At 57.2% G+C, this 19716-nt stretch carries 12 protein-coding genes; 1 reads left to right on the top strand and 11 read right to left on the bottom strand.

The features are described from left to right. From cysD to IE125_RS00045, 4 genes are all read right to left on the bottom strand, one after another. A partial coding sequence (gene cysD, locus IE125_RS00060; protein WP_189442563.1) for a sulfate adenylyltransferase subunit CysD occupies positions 1–818 on the bottom strand: 818 nt, incomplete at its 3' end. Between the two features lie 160 nt (positions 819–978). Then, positions 979–1800, bottom strand: coding sequence for a 3'(2'),5'-bisphosphate nucleotidase CysQ (gene cysQ, locus IE125_RS00055; RefSeq protein WP_189442562.1), 822 nt, complete (start codon positions 1798–1800; stop codon positions 979–981). Positions 1801–1910: 110 nt separating this feature from the next. Next, positions 1911–3674 carry an SLC13 family permease gene (locus IE125_RS00050; protein WP_189442561.1) on the bottom strand — a complete coding sequence of 588 codons (1764 nt, stop codon included), beginning with the start codon at positions 3672–3674 and terminating at the stop codon, positions 1911–1913. 339 nt (positions 3675–4013) lie between these two features. Next, positions 4014–5237, bottom strand: coding sequence for an aminoglycoside phosphotransferase family protein (locus IE125_RS00045; RefSeq protein ID WP_189442560.1), 1224 nt, complete (start codon positions 5235–5237; stop codon positions 4014–4016). 273 nt (positions 5238–5510) lie between these two features. Between IE125_RS00045 and IE125_RS00040 the strand changes: the two genes are divergently transcribed. After that, positions 5511–9836 carry a coiled-coil domain-containing protein gene (locus IE125_RS00040; RefSeq protein ID WP_189442559.1) on the top strand — a complete coding sequence of 1442 codons (4326 nt, stop codon included), beginning with the start codon at positions 5511–5513 and terminating at the stop codon, positions 9834–9836. A 105-nt stretch (positions 9837–9941) separates the two neighbouring features. On the opposite strand, the gene bioB is transcribed toward IE125_RS00040, so the two are convergent. The 7 genes from bioB to IE125_RS00005 all read right to left on the bottom strand — a co-directional run. After that, entirely contained in the window at positions 9942–11015 is a 1074-nt protein-coding gene (gene bioB, locus IE125_RS00035) for a biotin synthase BioB (protein ID WP_189442558.1), read from the bottom strand. Between the two features lie 110 nt (positions 11016–11125). Next, positions 11126–12547, bottom strand: coding sequence for an arylsulfotransferase family protein (locus tag IE125_RS00030; RefSeq protein WP_189442557.1), 1422 nt, complete (start codon positions 12545–12547; stop codon positions 11126–11128). Between the two features lie 202 nt (positions 12548–12749). Continuing rightward, positions 12750–12935 (bottom strand): hypothetical protein, encoded by a 186-nt coding sequence (locus IE125_RS00025; protein ID WP_189442556.1) that lies wholly within the window; start codon positions 12933–12935, stop codon positions 12750–12752. 405 nt (positions 12936–13340) lie between these two features. Then, entirely contained in the window at positions 13341–14294 is a 954-nt protein-coding gene (locus IE125_RS00020; protein WP_189442555.1) for a tyrosine-type recombinase/integrase, read from the bottom strand. Next, a complete protein-coding gene (gene mobH / locus IE125_RS00015) occupies positions 14287–16122 on the bottom strand; it encodes a MobH family relaxase (protein WP_189442554.1) in 1836 nt (611 codons plus the stop codon). The genes IE125_RS00020 and mobH overlap by 8 nt, the downstream gene beginning before the upstream one ends. A 1827-nt stretch (positions 16123–17949) precedes the next feature. Continuing rightward, positions 17950–18738 (bottom strand): AraC family transcriptional regulator, encoded by a 789-nt coding sequence (locus tag IE125_RS00010; RefSeq protein WP_189442553.1) that lies wholly within the window; start codon positions 18736–18738, stop codon positions 17950–17952. A gap of 186 nt (positions 18739–18924) precedes the next feature. Beyond that, positions 18925–19716 (bottom strand): EAL domain-containing protein (locus IE125_RS00005; protein ID WP_189442552.1); only part of this gene is annotated, 792 nt, incomplete at its 5' end.

The raw sequence follows: 19716 nt of genomic DNA, 5'->3' as shown, positions 1-19716 counted from the left end.
TGGATGATCTCGGGCAACGTGGCGGCTTTGGATTCCACGGCGCCGGTCAGCGGGTAGCAGCCGAGCGTGCGGAAGCGCACCCACTTCTCTTCGGGCACTTCGCCCGGTTCGAGCGGCAGACGCTCGTCGTCGACCATCACCAGCATGCCGTCGCGCTCGACCACCGGGCGCGGCGCGGAGTAGTAAAGCGGCACGATGGGAATCGATTCGAGGTAGATGTACTGCCAGATATCCAGCTCGGTCCAGTTGGAGAGCGGGAAGACGCGGATCGATTCGCCCTTGTTGACCTTGCCGTTGTACAGATTCCACAGCTCCGGGCGCTGGTTCTTGGGGTCCCAGCGGTGATGCTTGTCGCGGAAGGAGTAGACGCGCTCCTTGGCACGGGAGGCTTCCTCGTCACGTCGCGCCCCGCCGAAGGCGGCGTCGAAGCCGTATTTGTCGAGCGCCATCTTGAGCGACTGGGTCTTCATGATGTCGGTGTACTTGGCGCTGCCGTGATCGAACGGGTTGATGCCGGCGGCGCGGCCTTCCTCGTTGATGTGCTCGATCAGCTCCATTCCCACTTCCGCGGCCATGTTGTCGCGGAACTCGATCATCTCCTTGAACTTCCAGGTGGTGTTGACGTGCATCAGGGGAAACGGCGGCGGACCGGGATAGAAGGCCTTGCGCGCCAGGTGCAGCATCACAGAGGAGTCCTTGCCGATCGAGTAGAGCATGACCGGGTTGCCGAACTCGGCGGCGACCTCGCGGATGATGTGAATGGATTCCGCCTCGAGCTGCTTGAGGTGGGTCTGGCGTTCGGGGGAAATTTCGGTCATAGGGTATCCGGGAATTCAGGTTCAATGGCGATGGAGAGGTTGTTGACCTGGAAGCTGGAAGAGCGCCGCTTCGCGGCTGGAAGCTGGAAGAAAAAGCAACGGTAACCCCTTGATGTCATGGTGTTGATCTTGGGGTTTCTTCCAGCTTTCGGCTTCAAGCTTACAGCTTCAAACTGGCCCGAAGGGCCCTCTCCCACCGTTCGTCGCGCTGCCCGCAGACGATGAAGAACGGGTTGAGATAGCTCTCTTTTTGATTGCAGCGAAGCGGTGCCAGCGTATCAGCATCGAGCACCTCGCCACCGGCGGCCGTCACGACAGCCTGCGCGGCGGCCGTGTCCCACTCACAGGTGGGTGCGAGACGCGGATAGAGATCGGCCGCGCCTTCAGCCACGAGGCAGAGCTTGAGCGAGCTGCCCATGGAGACGCGTTCATGGGGCGGGAGCCCGGCACAAAACGCCTCGAAGGGTTCGGAGCCGTGAGAACGGCTGCCGACGACCTGCCAGGCTCCCCCATCGGCTTCCGGTAACGACCGTACACATATGCGCTGCTCACCCGCCGTGGTGATCTTGAAGGCACCGTTTTGCACATCTCCCCACCATGTCGTCTGCAGTACGGGGGCGTGCACGATGCCGAATACCGGCACACCCTGCTCGACCAAGGCGACATTGAGCGTGAACTCACCGTTTTTCTTGATGAACTCCTTGGTGCCATCCAGCGGATCGATGAGCCAATACCGCGCCCAGCCTTGACGCGTTGCAAATGGAATATCGTTACTCTCCTCGGAGAGGATGGGAATATCCGGCGTCAGACGTTCCAGCAGATCGCTCAGTGCGCGATGCGATGCCATGTCAGCCTGAGTCAGCGGGCTGTCGTCGGCTTTCGTCTCGACACCGAAATCCTGTTCGTAGATCTCGAGTACCTTGGCGCTGGCGCGAAGTACCCCTTCCAGCAGCTCGTGCCGCAACGTTTCATCGATGGTCATGGCAATCCTTATGCATAAACTCACGCCGTCATCTCGTTGCCTGTCCAACGGATTGGCTTCAGGTCTCTTCTCGGGACTGTACCAAGCCCCGCCGCCGATCACACGCGCTCTCAGAATGGCCAGATCATCGGGATCAGGAGCACAGAGACCGCGCCAACGATCACGCTCAGCGGAACGCCCAGCTTCAAGTAGTCATGCATGCGGTAACCGCCGGGGCCCATCACCATCAGGTTGGTCTGGTACCCAAGCGCCGTCATGAAGCTGGCGGAGGCCGCGACGGTGATGGCGATCACGAACGGCATGAAGTCGACACCCAACTGCTGAGAAACCGCCAGCGCAATGGGGAACATCAGCACCGCTGCGGCGTTGTTAGTGATCATCTCGGTGAACAAAACGGTCATCAGATAGATGAATGCCAGCGCCAGCCACGGTGAATCGATATGTCCGACGACTTGTTCGGCAATCGTCTGGGCTGCCCCGGAGTTCGTCATGGCGGCGCCGAGCGAGAATGAGGCCGCGATGACGACCAGAACGGAAAGGTCGATGTAGCGACGCGCCTTGCCCATCGTCAGACACCCCGTCATCAGCATGGCGCCCGCTGCCAGAAAAGCCGCTTCGAGAATCGAGAGAAGGTTGGTCGCGCTGAGAAGCACCATGACACCCAGGATGCCGATGGAAAGCGGCGCCTTCTGGAAGTTGGGCGGCGTCGAGTCGTTCAGCTGGCTGACCAGCAGGAAATCCTTACGGTAACGATACTGCTCCACGAACTCCTGGCCGGTTTCGAGCAGCAGCGTATCCCCGACCTGAAGTTCGATATCGCCCACCTTGCCGTCCAATCGCCTTCCGTGACGCGATATCGACAGAATGACCGCTTGAAACCGTGTGCGAAATCTCGACTCTCGCACCGACCGGCCAATACCGGTGAAGTCGGGGCTGATGACCGCCTCGACGAGACAGCGCCGGTGCTGAGCTACCGCGAGCTTCTGCACGTTGCCGTTGGCTGGCATCAGGCCGCGAATCTCCCGCAGCTCCCTGGCGCATTCCGGCGCACCGATGAAAACTAGGGTATCGCCCCCCGCCAGCTTGGTCTCCGGCGGTACCGCCGTCATCAGGTGATCGTCTCGCTGGATGTCAGTCAGATAGCCGAACTGCAGGTTGCGCAAGCCGGCATCGGCGATGTTTTTGCCCACCAGGGGTCCGTTCGATTCGACGACGACCTCGACGCTGTACTCGCGTACCTGATCGAGCTGAGCGCCCGTGCCATCGCGCTGCGGCAGCAGCCATTTGGCGAACAGAAGAATGAACGCGCCACCGATCAGGAGCAGCGGCAGACCAATCCAGGTCAATTCGAACATGCCGAGAGATATGCCTTCGCGACTTTGCAGCAGTCCGTCGACTACCAGATTGGTACTCGTCCCGATCAACGTGCAGGTACCGCCGAGAATGGAGATATAACTGAGAGGCAGGAGCAATTTCGAGGGCGGCAACCTCAACCGCTTTGACCAATCCTGGATGGCCGGTATGAACATCGCGACGACCGTCGTGTTGTTCATGAAGGCGCTCAGCACCGACGCAGGCAACATCACACGCCATTGCGCGCGCCTCAACGTGGAAGGCTGACCGAGGAGTTGACCCGCAATCCACTTGATCGCCCCGGTCTCCTTCAATGCGGCGGCAACGACATACAGCGCCGCGATCGTCATCACGCCCGTGTTGGCGAAACCTGCCAGCGCCTCTTGCGGGGTCAAGACGTTGGTGAAGATCAGGAAAGCCATCGCACCGACCAGAATGGCGTCCGGCGCGATGCGTGTAAAAACGAGTGTGCCCAGTACGGCCACAACGGTCGCGACGCTCAACCAGGCATCGACTTCCATATCTACCCCTATCCCCAGTGCCCCGGTCGGCCAGCGCGACGACAAATTCGGGACGCTGCCACCCGGGCCGAGAGGTTTCTCTGTCCACCGACCGAATGGCGACTCGCGTCTCGTCAAACGGCGCCGCCTCGCTTCCCGCGAGCGCCGCCGATGAATCGATCGTCATTCTAAGCCGTCGGTGTCAGCGACTTCCACTACCGACCCTCAACGAAACGTAAGAGGGCCGTTACCGCCAATAGCTGACTCAGCCGCGAATAGCAGCATCGAGTCACGCTAAATGACCATCGCCAATTTGGGTCCGGTTGGAGGTGCGCGGCGGAAAGCCCCTTGAGCCGGTCTTCAGGTGACGATACCGACGTTCCGTTTATGGGTTCTGGCAAGATCGTTGGTCCGCCCGAGGAGGTACGCCAGGCGTCGATCGCTCTCCGACCCGCTCCCGGCCTGCATCTGATCCAGACAGCTCCACACCAGCCACCCCTGCCGCAGGGTTTCATCATCACCCAACCAGGCCTCGGCGATTTCCGGGGGAATGCCGCGCAGCAGCCTGGCGAGGTCGAAGCCGAGTGGACGCAGCCCTGCGTGGTCCCAGTCGATGAGAACCGGGTTGCCCTGCTCGTCAATCAGGACATTATTGGCGTGCAGATCACCGTGAGAGACGACCTTGGGAAGCCGTCTCGCCATCCGAAGCAAACGGACGAGCCCTGCCCATTCGCTCGGTCGGCCGCGCTTGAGTGTTTGCCATACGGCGGCTCTTAGTGTCTTTCGGTAGGCGCGCCGCCCTCGCCGACTCTCTGGCAGGTCTTTCGGCCACACGGCGGCGTGATAGCGCCGCACGACGGCTATCGTCCGACGGTAGCGTGTCTCATTCTGACCATGGGTTGGCAGCGGCGCGCTGGAAAGGTACCGCGTGATGAGCTGCACGCCCGGTTCGAGCGCGGTTTCGGCGTCAGCCGCCGTCGACTCACAGGCGCCACATAGCGCTACTACCGGAACGTTCGCCGGCTCGAGTAGAGACTTGTGAAAGCGCAGCAGCCAGGCGGCTTCCGATCTCGCTCTCGCGGCATGCAGAATGAACCGCCCTCTCGGCGTCGCGACGGCGAGCGCGGACAACTGCCCCGACTGACCCAACAACGGTTTGAATGCAGAAACACGCCAACGCTCGGCGATGGGTGCCAGCCAGGGTTCGAAGATCGGCAGTCGGGCGAATCGCTCGACAGGGAAAAAGCCGTCGCCCGCGCCCTCTCGCATCGCGTCTTGCGCCGTCATACCGACAACGGCGAACCCGTGGGTGAGCAGATATCCAGCGTGGAGCGCACGCACCTGTGCGACATCGCCTTCATTCAGCGCGAGCGCCACGTCGAAACCGCACCGCTCGCTCGGCGCCGCGCCGCTGGCAAACACATCCGGTCGCGGCAGATCGCACCAGGCGCAGAATCGTTCCTCTCCATTGACGCTAATCAACACCGCCGAGGCCGCTAACCTCGACGTGCCCTTCGGTACGCTCTCATCCACGAACCAGCCGCGCAGGCCGGCCGTCGAGACCTCATCGAGAAAGCCTGGCATGAGCGATTCCTCGGCCATTAAGACGTTGCCAGTGATGCTGCCATAGCTGTAGGCGGAAGTTCGTAACGTCTTTCTGCGCCGGTAAAACTGGCAGGAAACACATCGGCACAAAACGTTTCATAACTCCTGCCACAAGTTCGCTCTCGATTCGGAATATAGGTGTAGCCGTCCTATTTCTTGCTCAATGACCGCTTGTCGCGATTGTCGTGTTCCCAATCACGCAGCCGGAGCCCCGCCGCGACAGAGTGAAACCACTTGCACTCAGGAGACTTCATGGCGTCCGATATCGATACCGACACACTGGAATCCGTGGTCTCGGCCATCAGAGCCGGCAGTGCCGGTGAGGCGGGCAATTCGGCGTGGCAAGCGTCACTCGAACTCGCCAAAAAGGAAGAGAAGTCAGCGTCTGGCGAAGAGGATCGAACCGGTGAAGACGAGCCCGTCATCGCCGATGAAGAGACCGAGGCGCCCTCCCTTGTCGACAGCAAGAACTTCAGTTGGGCGGTGGGTCACCAGGATGAAGAGGTCACCGTCGAGCGCCAGGATGGCTCGCGCGTGACCTTCTCGCGAGAGAAGACGCCCGAGGCCTTTGCCAAAGTACGGCATCACATGCAGGTGTGGGCGAAGATCCACGCTCTGGAGAACAATGAAGGCTACCGCCTTCGCAGCGCGGAGGCGGACATTCCGGTGCTTGGTGAAGGCGACAGCGTCAAGAGCGCCACCGACGAAGACGGCAATGTCATCGAGGGGCTGAAGCTGGTGACGGTCGACGACGAAACGTTCATCGTCGCCGACGAGCTGACCCCGGAGCACTTCTCCGCCGCCGAGTCTTTCCAACAGAGCGCCAGCCGAGACAGCGTCGACGAAGTGTTCGAGGACCATGGCCTGCCAACCGCCGAGGAGACCAATCTGCTCGGCCAGGAAACCACCGTGGAGAACGACGACGGCGAGGCGAAGACCGTCAGCGAACTCTACATGGACAAGCTCGAACAGAAGGTCGACGAGCTGAAGACCGGCCAGCAGGGGCGCCACCTCAAGATCCATGACAACGCGTTCTATCAGGCGCACAAGAAAGAGATCGATACCGTTCTCGAGCACTGGGACAAGTGGAACGGCAGCGACGATATCGTCAGCAAGAGCGACCTGAAGAAGATTGCCAACGGCCGCTGGTCGGAGGATGAGGCCGACGCGGCCAAATTCCTGCTCGATGACGACCGCAGCAAGAATCTGCTCGGCATGCTGGATACCTTCCATAAGGGCGACGGCTCGGACGGTAAGATCAGCAGTGCCGACATCGACTCCTGGATGCAGATGATCGGCGAGCGCCCCGTGACCGAGGAGAACCCGATCTTCGAACGTGGTGGCGACGAGGATATCCAGATCGACAACGACGAACTGGTCCGCGACGTCGATCAGGTCACGGTCGACAAGTTCGAGAAGACGGTGCGCCTGCTCAAGCTCAAGGGCCAGCTCGACGACGGTAGCTTTCAGTTCTTGCCCTATATGACCGTCAATCATGGCGGCGACTGGACCTACTACGGCACCGACACGCAGGGCATGGACCCGGCCGACCTGCGCGGCCTGATCGATGAAGAAAAGCTCGGCCAGGAGCTGGCCAAACTGCTCTCCGACGACGATATCGCCAAGTTCACCGACGAGGTGATGAGCGACGCCCAGAGCAAGATCGTCGATCGTGACGCGCTCGCCGACACGCTTTATGACTCGCTGACCGGTGACAAGGGCGCCGATTATCTGGAAGCGATGCAGACGCTGCGCGATCAAGGGCTGGGCGAGCAGGCGGAAACGCGGCTCAACAACGACCTCAATGCTCTGGCGGCGCTCGACCCGGACCGCGCCGCCGAAGCCCGCAGCAGTATCACCGCCGCTGCCTCGGCGCAGGATATCGAGAGCGAACTGGCCGACATCGATGCCGAATACGCCGCCGGTGACATCTCCGCCGACGACGAGGCAACCGCCGAACAGGTTGCAGCGGACCTGCTGCCGACGGTCCTGACGAGTGTCACCTACTCCACCTTCGGCGTGCAGACGAGCAACGATGTCTGGGAAGCGGTGAAGGCCACGCTGGCCGGCAAAACCACGGAACCCAAAGCCGCGCCGCCGACCGACTTGTCTCTTCAGGAGACACGCGCCTACATCAAGATCATGGGCATCGCCGCCGGCCTCAAGGAGGCTATCAAGGAGGCAGCACTCAGCGGCACGGACATCAAGACGGCGCTGAAGGGATCCACGGTGTTTTCCCATGTGATCGAGGCTGCCGAAAACGAGGTCAAGGAGCTGAGTAGGAATCAAGCCAGCGCCAGCAAGATAACCAGCGGCTTCCGGGAACAGTTCAAAGCGTTCATGGGCACCAACACGATGTTCACCATCGGCGGATTCGCGGCACTGGCCAACGCGATCTACCGCCGCTCGGGCGATGACTTCGGCGATACCGCCACCGAGCGCATGACGGTGGCCCGCGGCATGCTGGTGTTCATCGGCATCACGCCCTTCGCGCTCAAGGGGCTTACCGATGCGGTCAGCCCGAAGCTCACCGGCGACAAACCGTCTCGCCTTCAAACGCTCTTCGGCAACCGCAATCTCACCGAGGCATTGGGCCTGGACAAGAATCTCGGAGATGTCTTCAACGAGCGCTTCGGTAACGGTAGCGAGGATACCGGAGAGAACAAGCTCAACCCCGGTGAGCAGGCCCGTCAACAGCTAGCCCAGGTCAGTTCGGAGTTCAGCAAGCTCCAGGAGCTCGTTCAGAGCGACGGCTTAAGTCAAGAGCAGCTCGAACAGCGCATTAACGAGATCACTCAGGATATTCGCAAGCATTTGGAGGAGACAAACCAGCTGGTCGAGACGGAGTCAGGTCTCGACAGCGAGGAAAAAGCCCGAATCCAGGCGGAGATCAGTCAGCTGCAGGATAATGCCGATAGCCTTCTGGCAGTGAAGAGCGAGGCATCATCGACCTCGTCTCGTGAGACCTTCGCCACCGCATTGGAAGATATTTTCTACGACGCACAGAGTCACTTGAGCCAACTCTCAACCAATGCGAACCCCGGTGAGGTGCTCTACAGCCAGATCGACGACTTCGATCGGTCGGTAAGCGAGTACCGCGATCTGATGGACGCCTCCGGCAAGGGTAAGGGCAAGATGCCGGAGAACGCCGAATCGCTCTTTGATGGCCTGATGGATAAGCAGCGCTCCATCCGCTCGTTGATCGAGCAGGACCCGACGTTGAGCGAGGCGGATCGTGAGCGGCAGCTTAACCGAATGGATGATGTCGCCGGACGTCTAGAAGATGTGAGGCCATCGAACAAGGGCGCGGGGTTGGGCAATGCGGGTGACACCCTCGAGGCCCTCGACGAGTTGGAAAACGTCAGTGGAGACCTGCGTCAGCGCTTCAATCCGAATGGGGCGGAATCCTCCAGAGCGGCAATGGAGCGCTTGACCCAGAACCTAGATGAAGAGGCCGAGCGACTCGAAAACGGCAACGACTCATCGGCCGATAACGATGGCCGAGGCAACGGCGCCGGTGATGGCACGAGTGGCAGCTCGGGAGACGGGAAGAAAGGCAAGACCAACGTTTTCGGGCCGGCATTCAAAGGGATTGCCTTCATGACGGACTTCGCCGGCGGCATTCTGGATACCGTGGTCGCCGGCATCGGGTTGGATAAAGCGATCAAGAGCGGCGAGCCGATGGCAATCGCCGCCAGCTCCACGGGGGTCGCCTCGGGGGCGTTCTTTACCATCGGCGGCGCCGCCGAGATCGCGACATCGGTACAGAATACCTCACGAATCCTGACCAGCCTGAGCAGCGGCCTGCGCGCCGCCGGGCCCATCGGCAATCTGATCGGACTCGGCATCGGCTTTGTCAGCCTGATTCTCAACGCGGTAATGGCGCAGAAAAAAGGGGCGGAAACGGAAGCCAACATTCGCGATCAGTTCGAGCAGTTCGCCGACGACGGCGTCACCGAGTCGGACTGGGGGGAGAAGTTCAACTACCTGATCAATTCGAGCTACGGCTTCAAGGACATGGCTCGCGCCGACGACGAGGACAAGGAGCCTGATCCGCTATTCCAGGAATGGTTTCCCGAGGATATGGCCGCCTGGGAAGCGCAGCCGGAGCAGTACGACAAGTTCACTCAGGAGATCGAGGAGAACGGCAATATCGATGACTTCTTTTTCGATTTCGACGAAGACCAGATGCGCCTCAACGTCCACGGAAAAGCGTTCTACGAAGAGCATAAAGACGTTATCGATACCATCCTCACTAACTGGGATGAAGGCGATGGCGGCAGCGACTGGACCGCGGGCGACGACATCGTCAGCAAGAAGGATCTGAAGAAGATCGCGGCACCGGACAGCGATCACTCCACCGAAGAGCGAAAGGCCGCGCAGTTCTTGCTCGATCACGGAGATTTCTTCGATCTGCTCGACAATCTGCACAAGCAGGACAGCCCGGACGGCAAGATCAGCAGCGCCGACATCGACTCATGGATGCAGCTGATCGGCGAGCGCGCGATTACCGACGACAACCCAGCCTTCGAAGACGAAGAGAGCCTGTGGGACAGCCCGGCCTCAGCCAGGCTATGAAGCGACAGGGCCACGATCGCCGAATCCACGACCCCTTTCGCGAGCCAAGCTCGCTCCAACACGCCGCCCGCTGACTGGGGTTATGGTTGGATGACGCAGATCGGCTCATGCCCGGGCCGCGGCATCTGTAGTCATGGCGTCGAGCCGGGCCCGGGCCAGTCGCTCATGGAGGGCGGCTTCGTGGACACTGTCTTCGACATCTTCACGACGTTCGGGATGCAGCCCCAGCCGCTCGAACAGCTGCTGGTCTTGGCTCGCCTGGGGGTTGTCCGCAGTTAGAAGGCGCTCGCCGTAGAAAATCGAGTTGGCACCGGCGAAGAATGCCATCGCCTGCGTTTCATCGCTCATCAGTTCGCGCCCGGCAGCCAGCCGCACGTGGGAGCGAGGCATCAGAATGCGCGCGACGGCAATGGTGCGAATGAACTCGATGGGGTCGAGATCTTCGACATGTTCAAGCGGCGTGCCCTCGATCCGAATCAGCATGTTGATCGGCACGCTCTCGGGGTGCTCAGGCAGATTGGCCAACTGCTGCAACAGCCCCGCCCGGTCACTTACGCTTTCGCCCATGCCGAGAATGCCGCCGCTGCAAATCTTCATGCCGGACTGACGGACGTGATCCAAGGTCTCGAGGCGGTCGGCGTAGGTGCGGGTCGTGATGATCTCGCCGTAGTATTCCGGCGAGGTATCCAGGTTGTGGTTGTAGTAGTCGAGCCCTGCCTTACCGAGCTGCTCGGCCTGATCGCGGTTCAGCATGCCTAGCGTCATGCAGGTCTCGAGTCCCAGCGCACGGACGCCGCGAACCATGTCGAGCACATAGGGCATATCCCTTGCGCTGGGGTGTTTCCAGGCGGCTCCCATGCAGAAGCGGCTCGCACCAACTGCCTTCGCCTTACGCGCTTCTTCCAGCACGGCCTCGACCTGCATCAACTTTTCGCGCTCGAGACCGGTGTTGTAATGGCCGGACTGCGGGCAGTATTTGCAGTCTTCAGGGCAGGCGCCGGTCTTGATCGAGAGCAGTGTGGAGATCTGGACGGCGTTGGGGTCGAAGTGCTGTCGATGCACGCCCTGGGCTCGAAACAGCAGGTCATTGAACGGAAGGGACAGCAGCGAGACGATTTCGTCTCGCTGCCAATCATGACGAGCCCCGGTGAGGCTTTCGGTCGTCGGGTGACGCAGCATGGCTGTCAACTCTTATAGAAGATGAAGTCGACAGAATGTTGCCACCCCTTCATGTCAACTTCAAATACGCAAGAGGTTAACAAGGGCATTGCTGGGCCATCATCGAGCCATCACGCGCCCGCTTTCGTCACCTCCCCCGTTGCCGGTTCAGGCTTCTCCAACCCCCCGGAGAATTCGTCATCGAACTGTGAGGGATCGAGACGCTGCGACCAACCGATGATGGGAATGAGGTCGTTGTCAGGCCCGCCTCTGGTCGGCACCACGTATTCCCAGGCGATTTTGCCTTCGCGGGTCACCTCGACGAGCCGGCCACCATCGGATTCGCTGATCAGCGTATTGCCGTTGTCCAGCCGGTGTTGATCGCCGCGAATCTCGCTCTCCAGCGGATGCTCCGCAGTCCCGGTGTATTGCCACGCGATCCGCATCCTACGGGGGTCGAATTCGAGAATCCGCGACTCCCCTTCCGGCGTGTGGAAATGGCCCCGATTGTCGAACAAGGCGATATCACCATTGGGCAGCACGTCCGGATCATGCTGACGAATCCATGGGCCACGGGTTGCCCAGGTCAACTTCTGAGTGCGCGGGTCGAAGACGCCGATCGAGCTGGTCTCACGGAACGAAAGTAGCAGGTCTCCCTCCTTGCCGAACGCGAAGTTGCGCGCCTTGGCGGCATCGATGTAGTCCACCGCATTGGCGTGGATCGGATCGCCGAGCATGATGCCCGGCACGTTGTCGAGCAGCTCGCTGTAGGGTGAGTCATGAATGACCGGCAATAGCCGCGTGCGCTGAAGCTCCCTGCCGTCCGGTGACAGCACGACCAGCGAATCCTCGAGGCGCGGCGGCTTGAGATAGCTCAGCCCGGGAATCTCGTCATCGAAGATGCCATGTATTAGCGCGTAGACCTTGCCGTCACTACCGATGGCAAACTGGTGATGCGCGCGCCCGGCGTACCGCCAGATGACGTTGGAGTCCTTGTCCAGCTTGACCAGCCCGTAGCCGTATGGGGTATCGCCGTTGCCTTCGTAGAGTGCGATCAGATCGCCGTTCGGCAGCACCTGGGCGTTACGAAAATGGATGAATTCATCCGGCCGCGGATTGGGTACGCCGCCGCCATCAGGCCACACTTCGCTGTAGCGTTTGCGCCATTCGTGGACGACATTGCCGTTCATGTCGATCAGGTAGGCTGCCGGCTCGGTGCCGACGGTGTACAACGTCAGACCGTTGCGAGCCAGCTGCGGATCATACTGTGTCACACCCTTGGCATCGGTTCGCTGGGGTCGCCAGATATCGCCCTTGTAGACGTCGCTGTAATCGGTCATCTGGTGATAGAGCGCCTGCCCGGCCTGGTAGGCGTTTTGAATTTGCGGGCCGGGAAAGATGTCGGTCACCACCGAAAACGCGCCGATCACGAACACGATGACCAGTAGCGCCACGATCGACAGCGTCTTGAACAGCTTGTCGAGCCAGGTGTCCTGCTCGGCTGGCGCCGATCGAGAGGGCGAACGGTCCGGTCTGGCCTTGTCGTCGTCCATGTCGTCATCCTTTATTCATTCCATGAAATAAGCACGAACCGGTCGACAATCGTCTCGACCGGTCACGATCTCCATTAGAACGGAATGATGGCGACGAGGTTCAGGAGGGAATGGTAGTGATTTGTTGTGGCTGAAGCGCCTTTCGGTTACGTCGGATATCGGCCGTAAATCCTCTCACTACGACGGCCGCGGTTTATCCAGATTAATGTGCGTCAGCGCGGGACTGCTCGTAGAGGTCGAGGGCCACTTGGCAGAGCGCACCCGCCAACAGCTTGAGATCGTCGTCGGCGGCATCGTTGGCAACCACGACACCGAAGGTGCCATCCGGGCGCTCGGTCAATTCGACGCTGAAACGCTTGAGGTCCTGGGGCTGGGTCAGGTCGTTCATTTCAGTGTTCTCCGTTCAGGTCGAAAGTCCGAGCCATCGAGACGAAGTATGCACCCGCCATATGTCATTGGCGTGACAGATCGATGATATCGATGAATCAGAGAACGGAACGGGTTGCCGAGGGAGGCGTCTTGGAGAGGCGTTTTAGATGAACCAGCTATGGAAGCTGGCTCCCCGAACAGGACTCGAACCTGTGACCCAATGATTAACAGTCATTTGGAGGATTCTGAGCAAACCTGTGCGCTTCGCTTTCAAAGCCTAGCTAAATTTTAGCCAGTAGTGCTGGGGTCACGAACGCCCCTTCCCTGCACTACATTGGCATCAGCGATACTGGCCGCAAGCCATAGCCTTGTCAACCTTGAGAGGTATTTTGACTGAGCGGCCCCGCAGACCGCTCTTTTCTGATTAAAAGCTCCGCCGCTGATTGAGGGCTTGACGCATCGAGTCGACACTCGGATGGATGTACTCCATCGTAGTGCGAATACTCGTGTGATCCAGAATCATCTGCGTTACGCGTAAATTACGATCTGGATGCTCCATTAGCTCGGTCCCCAGCGTATGTCTGAATCTGTGTGGAGTAACCCGGGCGCCGCAAAATGCTGATAGCTTCTTGAAGAAGTGCTCTATTTGATTAATGTCCGTTTCACCGCGACGATGCCTACGGGAGAACCGGTTGACGTTGAACAATTGATCTTCTCGCTTAAAACCTGCGCGGTGAGCGGCCAGCATCATTCTAGCTATGAATGGGTACAATCCATCTGCTATTGGTACGACAGATTCTGAGTTGGTTTTAGATCCCTCAGCCGAGGTAATTATGATCATTCTCTTCAAATCGACATCTTTTGCCTTCACATGAAGCAGCTGATTGAGGCGAATTCCTGTATAATAAAAAGTTTCGACCACGACTTCCCAAAACCACGCCGGATGAACTTTGGAAGGGTCATCTTGAGCTTCTTCAAACCTACGACAAACGTCCATTACTTCCCGCACGTATCTCATCGTTAAAGGCTTAATAACTTTTTTAGGCTTACGCGGCTCACGAACTCTAACCTTATTGAAAGGATTCTCGCTCATCATTACCAACTGGTATTTAATACCAAAATTATACAACGCAGCAAGATGGCGAGCATAATTATTCCAGCTAACCTCGACAATTCCCTTAGGGTTCTCCTTTGACCGAAGAATGCTCTTCCGCCAGGCACACACCCTCTCACGGCAGAGCATACTTGGATATATTTCTTTTCCAAAATGCCTGCGCAAAGCCCTAACTGCTGAAGTGTAGCTATCGACTGATTTGGGTTTGAGATGCGTGTCAGCACAATACCTGCTCAACAATTCCATAAACGACACATCATTCACAAGTTTCGTCCTTCTGTCCTTGGGATTTCAATAGAGTCAACACCCAATTGTCAGGCGGTATCCGTTGACTCACTTCTCGCGGATCCTTGATCAAGTAACCCTTCAGTAGTCGGGCCTTGTTCGGTCCCTCGACGGAAACGTTATGAATATTTTGTCCGTGGCTTCTGAGATGCATGCCCAGCTTTTGGAAGCGTTTTTGAACTAATTTCCACTGATTTTCATCTCCAAGCGCTCTGCTGCTAAAGCGCTTGAATATGCTGGGGCTGACCAGAAAATAGGTGCCAGACACAGTATGGATAGGCGCTTTGGTGTCATTGATAAGGATAGAATGATCCGCAATCCCCATCTTCAGCCACTGCCAAAACCGCTCACCGAGATCCAAATTGCCCTTAGTCCCCTGTTGACCCGACTTTGGCCGAGAATCGGAATCTTCAGGAGATGGATTTGCCTCGCCCGAGCTTTTTAGTTCAGCAAAATCAACGCTCTTATGCTTATCTGAGAGCATCTCCGCCTCAGGATTCAACTCTGGAAAGAGTGCCATGATGTCGTCATCGAAAGCGTCATTGACAGTGTCAGTTTTAGAGGCAGGCTTTGAGTTGATGGTTTGCGGCGGCGGCATCGTGCCGGCCCGTGTCTTGTTCTTTTTGATCGATTCTGATCTGGTTAGTGCCACATCTTCCGAGGACGACTTATCTACTGTGACTGCGCCTACACCTCTAATCGTGATTTTCCCTTGAAAAGGGGCTGGTTTATCCTCTATCCCCCAGATCAACGTCGGCGGCACCTTGATCATGTTGAAGGACTGTTTCCAGTCCCCTTCCACAATCTCGCATTTCCACACCGATTTACCCTCGGTGACTTCCTCGATCAGCCCATGTGACTGCAGCTCACCGTACAGCTTGTTAAGGTCTCCTGGGATACTCTTGACACCCTGAGCATACAGGTGTGCTTTCAGTTCATTGACCGCACGCGGCGAAACCAGCCAGAGAGACTCTTCAGTCAGCCAAGCAACTTCGCCTTTCTTATTGAGTTTGAAATGTTCCTTGACCATGTACCGCAGGCCTTCTGCCAGCTTTCTCTGGATGGACTCCACCGGAGCTAAAAGAGCCTGGACCGGATCGCCCCCCAAAGCTTTGGCGACACTAGCGCGGTCCGCTTGATGAATCATCTCTGCAACGATTCCGCCTCGCTCGGTGTGCCCTGCGATTGTGTACATGAACATCGCGAAAAGCTTTGGCTGAGTCATCAGCCAGTCGAGCACTTTTGCCCCAAGGACTCGCTCGCACAACAACGGATTGACCGCAGAGTGGAGGTGATATTCTCGTCCCGCTCGGTACCTGACGCGGTAAGGTGCAGGAATCAGGCCGTGCCACAGCCTCCACTCCCTCCCATCCTCGAGATGAATTTCAACGTCGACCAGCGTCTTGGCGGCGTCGTGTAAGAGCGCACCGAAGACTATGGCGGCGCTCCATAGTTCACCCGCTGAGCTTTGGTCTTCGGGCTTCGCGCCAGGAGGCAAGAGATGGCGCTGGCGTAAACGCAGCCCGTAGCAAGCCATCTCTAAGGCATGATCGACCATGCCCCCCGGATAGGCATGGTGGTGTGATTCCGATGCGGGGAGCAGCTGTACCAGCTCGGCATAGCGACAGATCGGTGCGAGAAGGTATTCGTCAAAAACGCCCTGGGTCAACGACGTCGTATCCCACAGCATCTTGAGCATCTGCTGGCGACGCGGAGTATCGAGTATCACCTTTCCAGAAAGTGGATTGGTGAAACCTCTTGACGGACTGATTTTCTGGCTAGATCGCGGGAATAGGCATCGTAGCATCTGTAGATCCTTATCAATCACAGCGATCGACAGAATTGACACAAAGTTAGCAGATGGGATACGAAAAACGTTAACTCAATTTACGAATATTATTCGGTGCTTGGAGCTTGGCCATCTAAGCACAAAGGATACGCAAGCTACATGCATCATCCAGATCGTCTTTCAGAAATTCGATCGAGCCATCACTTTTTAGTAAAACCTCAAGCTCAGCAAAATATCGTGAGACCCAGCAAATGCTTTTCCACACCAGCCTAAAATGACTGCTAAAAAAGTAGATATGACCTGAAAAATCAAATCGCATCATCGAACTGGAAGCTTCTTCTTAACGATTTTCACGTATGAATCTAAAAAACCCCCTAGCCCGGGGAAAACGACTAGGAGGCAAAAACATCAAAGTTTTAAGGAGAAACGACTAGGCAAAAAAGATAGTAGATGGGTATATGGAAAAATGCTAGTGTTAAATTGTGTCTCAGATTACACAAATTTACTTTACTGTAGATTATCGCTCACCATGAAACTATAGGTGCAAACATTATAACTAACGCATCAACACCGAGCTATTTAAAACCAGCGCTTCATTTTACCTGGTGAGGCCAGGCACCACGTTGCCATACCAACGAACAGCGATGACTACAGAAAATCAATTGGTAAAATGCCTAAAAATAACAGTTTTAATGAAATCCAAATTCAACTCAACCAGTCAGTATATGTTTTTATTGATTTCAAGTCAGCCTATACCTGTCGAATTGCCATCCGAATACATGCAAGCTATCTGATGCATCGCAACCAGAGAAGCGATAATGCGCGCCATAGACTAAGCTTCAACTCTCCTAAATCTTAAGAAAGAGCTTGACAAATGGACTTTGACAAGGACGATGCGGAGAAGCTAGTCGAGAGCGGCATGATGCCCTACAGAGTTAGCTGGGAGTCTTCGGTACATGGGCTGATATTGGTCAGCGTCATCCACGAGTGTGAGGCGTTACCACGTAACATTCCGCAAGGGGTATTCCGAAATCAGCTCGCACTAGTGCGGTGGATCGATCTGCTTCGTTCTGAGGCGGAATATCGCTTCGGCCAACCATGCGGGATTTGGGAGGAAGGTGACCAGATCAAGTCCGTACGTATCGCCCGCCTCCCTTGACAAGCCTGCCATGCGACCAATGGCGAATGTCTTACATTAGATTAATCTGAATCGACGGCAGACTTGCTTTGCATAGATATCGCTCCCAACCTAATATTTTTGGCGCTAGTGACCCTCATCGCACCACCTTGTGCTCCTTATTGGCGCCTAAGTCGCCGCTTCACTCGATTAAGAAAGTTTCTCTCTCTTGACTTTCTTAATCGGGGTTTTTAGGGCAAAAATTTCGTCCTAAACGAGAACAAAATCTCCTTCTCAACTATACTGCTATTGCCAGCCCGCTCGTCAGGCTCCTTCGAAAATAATGCTTGGGAGCTCGATTAGATAAAGGTCATTGTCCCCCGCATAGTCGGCTGTCAATGAACATGCCTTTAGCGCGGGCTGGACCATGCGAGAAGTATTAAACGTAACTTCGCGATTGCTATATTCCATCTAGCCTTGCATGTCGATTGGTTGTCAGACACTCGCCAATACTTTTTAACCTCTATTACCTAATTTTCGCTTACGCAGCGACATTACATTTGACGCACACCCTCGACAGACTCTCGGCCGGTGCCGCAAAAAAGAAGTTTGATCGATCGCCCAGAGCGTATTGCGAAGGTTCTAATATGCCTCCGCGTTTAGATCCAAGAAGCCACAAATTCCTGAAGCGTCGTTCCGGACTAGGCCGCTATGGAAGAGCCCTAATTCTATGGGGTCTTAGAGGCTGGTGTTCCCAGGGTGTACTGTGATGGCGTCACCCCCATCTCTTTACGAAATACCGTAATAAAGCCGTGTAAATCCTTGTATCCAGCTTTGCGGGCCACAGCGATCAATGATCGCCCAGCAAGTATGGACTCCAATGCGACAAGCATTTTCAGCCGCCGCCGCCACGCAGAAAACGTGAGCCCAGTCTCGGAAATGAAAGCATCAGCAAGAGCCTCCGAAGTTACTCCAACATGCCTCGCCCAATATTCGATTTGCCTCCTGTCTTGCGGAGTGAGGCTGAGTGCACGTGCGACCGCAAGCGTCTTTTTGCTTCGCGGCATTGGCAACCCGACGTTCAGCCGGGGCACCGCCATGATCTCATCGAGGATAACACCAGCCAGCCGCTGCTGAGGCCCGGCCAACTCGACCTTCGACCAATCGAAACTCTTCTTCACCGCTTCGCGCAGCAATCCAGATACCGAAACGATGCAGGGGCGTGCGGGCAAATCCTGACAGGCGTTTTCGGCTACATAAGCTGCCCACCCTTGGTAACTCTGCGAGGACGAGAGCGCGTAGGGCTCTCCACTAGGGATCCAAACGGCAAGGCTGGGTAGTACCACCCACTGGTGGTGACCGACATCTACAGAGAGCATGCCGGTGTTCGTACCCAGCAGTTGGCCCCTCGAGTGGATATAGGGCGTGGTGTATCTTGGCGGCCCTTTCTCGATGCAGGAAGATAGGACAATCGGTCCCTGAGATGAATCCGCCAGGTGCTGTGGGATGATGGGCATGGGTTTTTCGTTCCAAGGCAACTATCGCAACAACCTTAAACGCATGGTACTAGCCACCCCCTGAGGATGGCCGGGAACCTGTCACTACTGAATGGCTCAGAGGTTACACTTCCCGAAAAGTTCCGCAACACAGACACCGGGCAAGGCAATATTTTAATGCCCTGGCGGCATATAGAGCGCTCTCCGTCATCGCGCTGCCGCCTGACCTACCTCAATGGCATCGGCGAGCTTCAACGGACGGTAGAAGAAGTAGCCTTGGCCGGTATGGCAGTTGTAGCGCTTGAGTAGATCCACCGTGGGCTGGTCTTCGATCCCTTCCGCGACGATCTCGAACCCGAAGTGGTTGAGCATTTGAATCAGCCGGAACACGATAGCCCGGCTGCCGGCATCAGTGGCGATATCACTGATAAGGGCTCTATCCAGTTTGATCACGTCCGCCGGGATCCTGCGCAGATAGTTGAGGTTGCTGTATCCGCTGCCGAAATCATCCAGCGCTACGCGAACGCCGAGCGCTCGTAGCTTGGTGAGCGTGTTCAGGGCCCGGGGGTCCTTCAGCAACTCTTCCATTTCCAGGCACTCGACCTCGAGCAGAGAGGCCTCGATCTGCTGCGCCTGCAGTATCGCGAGCAGGTCGTCGTAAAACGCCTCATCGATCAGATTCGTGGTGGTGACATTCACCGACACCACTGTCGGATGCCCAGCCGCCTCGAACTGCTGAATCGCGCGCGCCGCTTCCCGAATGACCCAGCACGTTAGCGGGTTGATCAGCGTTGTCTGGCTGATCAGGGGAATGAAGTCCATGGGCGGCACTTCTCCGTAGACAGGATGCTTCCAGCGCATCAACGCCTCGACACCGACCATCTTCCCCGAATGCAGATCGATTTTTGGCTGATAGAGCAAATAGAGCTGATCGTCGGATTCCAAGGCGGCGGATAGCCCATGGGTTAGCGCAAGCTGTCGCCGCTGGTCCTGATCGAA

The organism is Salinicola rhizosphaerae, from assembly GCF_014652715.1.
Taxonomy (GTDB): domain Bacteria; phylum Pseudomonadota; class Gammaproteobacteria; order Pseudomonadales; family Halomonadaceae; genus Salinicola; species Salinicola rhizosphaerae.
The sequence above is the reverse complement of the archived record's forward strand: the minus strand, read 5'-3'. Positions and strand labels throughout refer to the sequence as shown.

Excerpts from the sequence above, each read along its gene's own strand:
- cysQ (WP_189442562.1), bottom strand. The coding sequence starts at position 1,800 with ATGACCATCGATGAAACGTTGCGGCACGAGCTGCTGGAAGGGGTACTT.
- IE125_RS00050 (WP_189442561.1), bottom strand. The coding sequence starts at position 3,674 with ATGGAAGTCGATGCCTGGTTGAGCGTCGCGACCGTTGTGGCCGTACTG.
- IE125_RS00045 (WP_189442560.1), bottom strand. The coding sequence starts at position 5,237 with ATGCCAGGCTTTCTCGATGAGGTCTCGACGGCCGGCCTGCGCGGCTGG.
- IE125_RS00040 (WP_189442559.1), top strand. The coding sequence starts at position 5,511 with ATGGCGTCCGATATCGATACCGACACACTGGAATCCGTGGTCTCGGCC.
- bioB (WP_189442558.1), bottom strand. The coding sequence starts at position 11,015 with ATGCTGCGTCACCCGACGACCGAAAGCCTCACCGGGGCTCGTCATGAT.
- IE125_RS00030 (WP_189442557.1), bottom strand. The coding sequence starts at position 12,547 with ATGGACGACGACAAGGCCAGACCGGACCGTTCGCCCTCTCGATCGGCG.
- IE125_RS00025 (WP_189442556.1), bottom strand. The coding sequence starts at position 12,935 with ATGAACGACCTGACCCAGCCCCAGGACCTCAAGCGTTTCAGCGTCGAA.
- mobH (WP_189442554.1), bottom strand. The coding sequence starts at position 16,122 with ATGCTACGATGCCTATTCCCGCGATCTAGCCAGAAAATCAGTCCGTCA.
- IE125_RS00010 (WP_189442553.1), bottom strand. The coding sequence starts at position 18,738 with ATGCCCATCATCCCACAGCACCTGGCGGATTCATCTCAGGGACCGATT.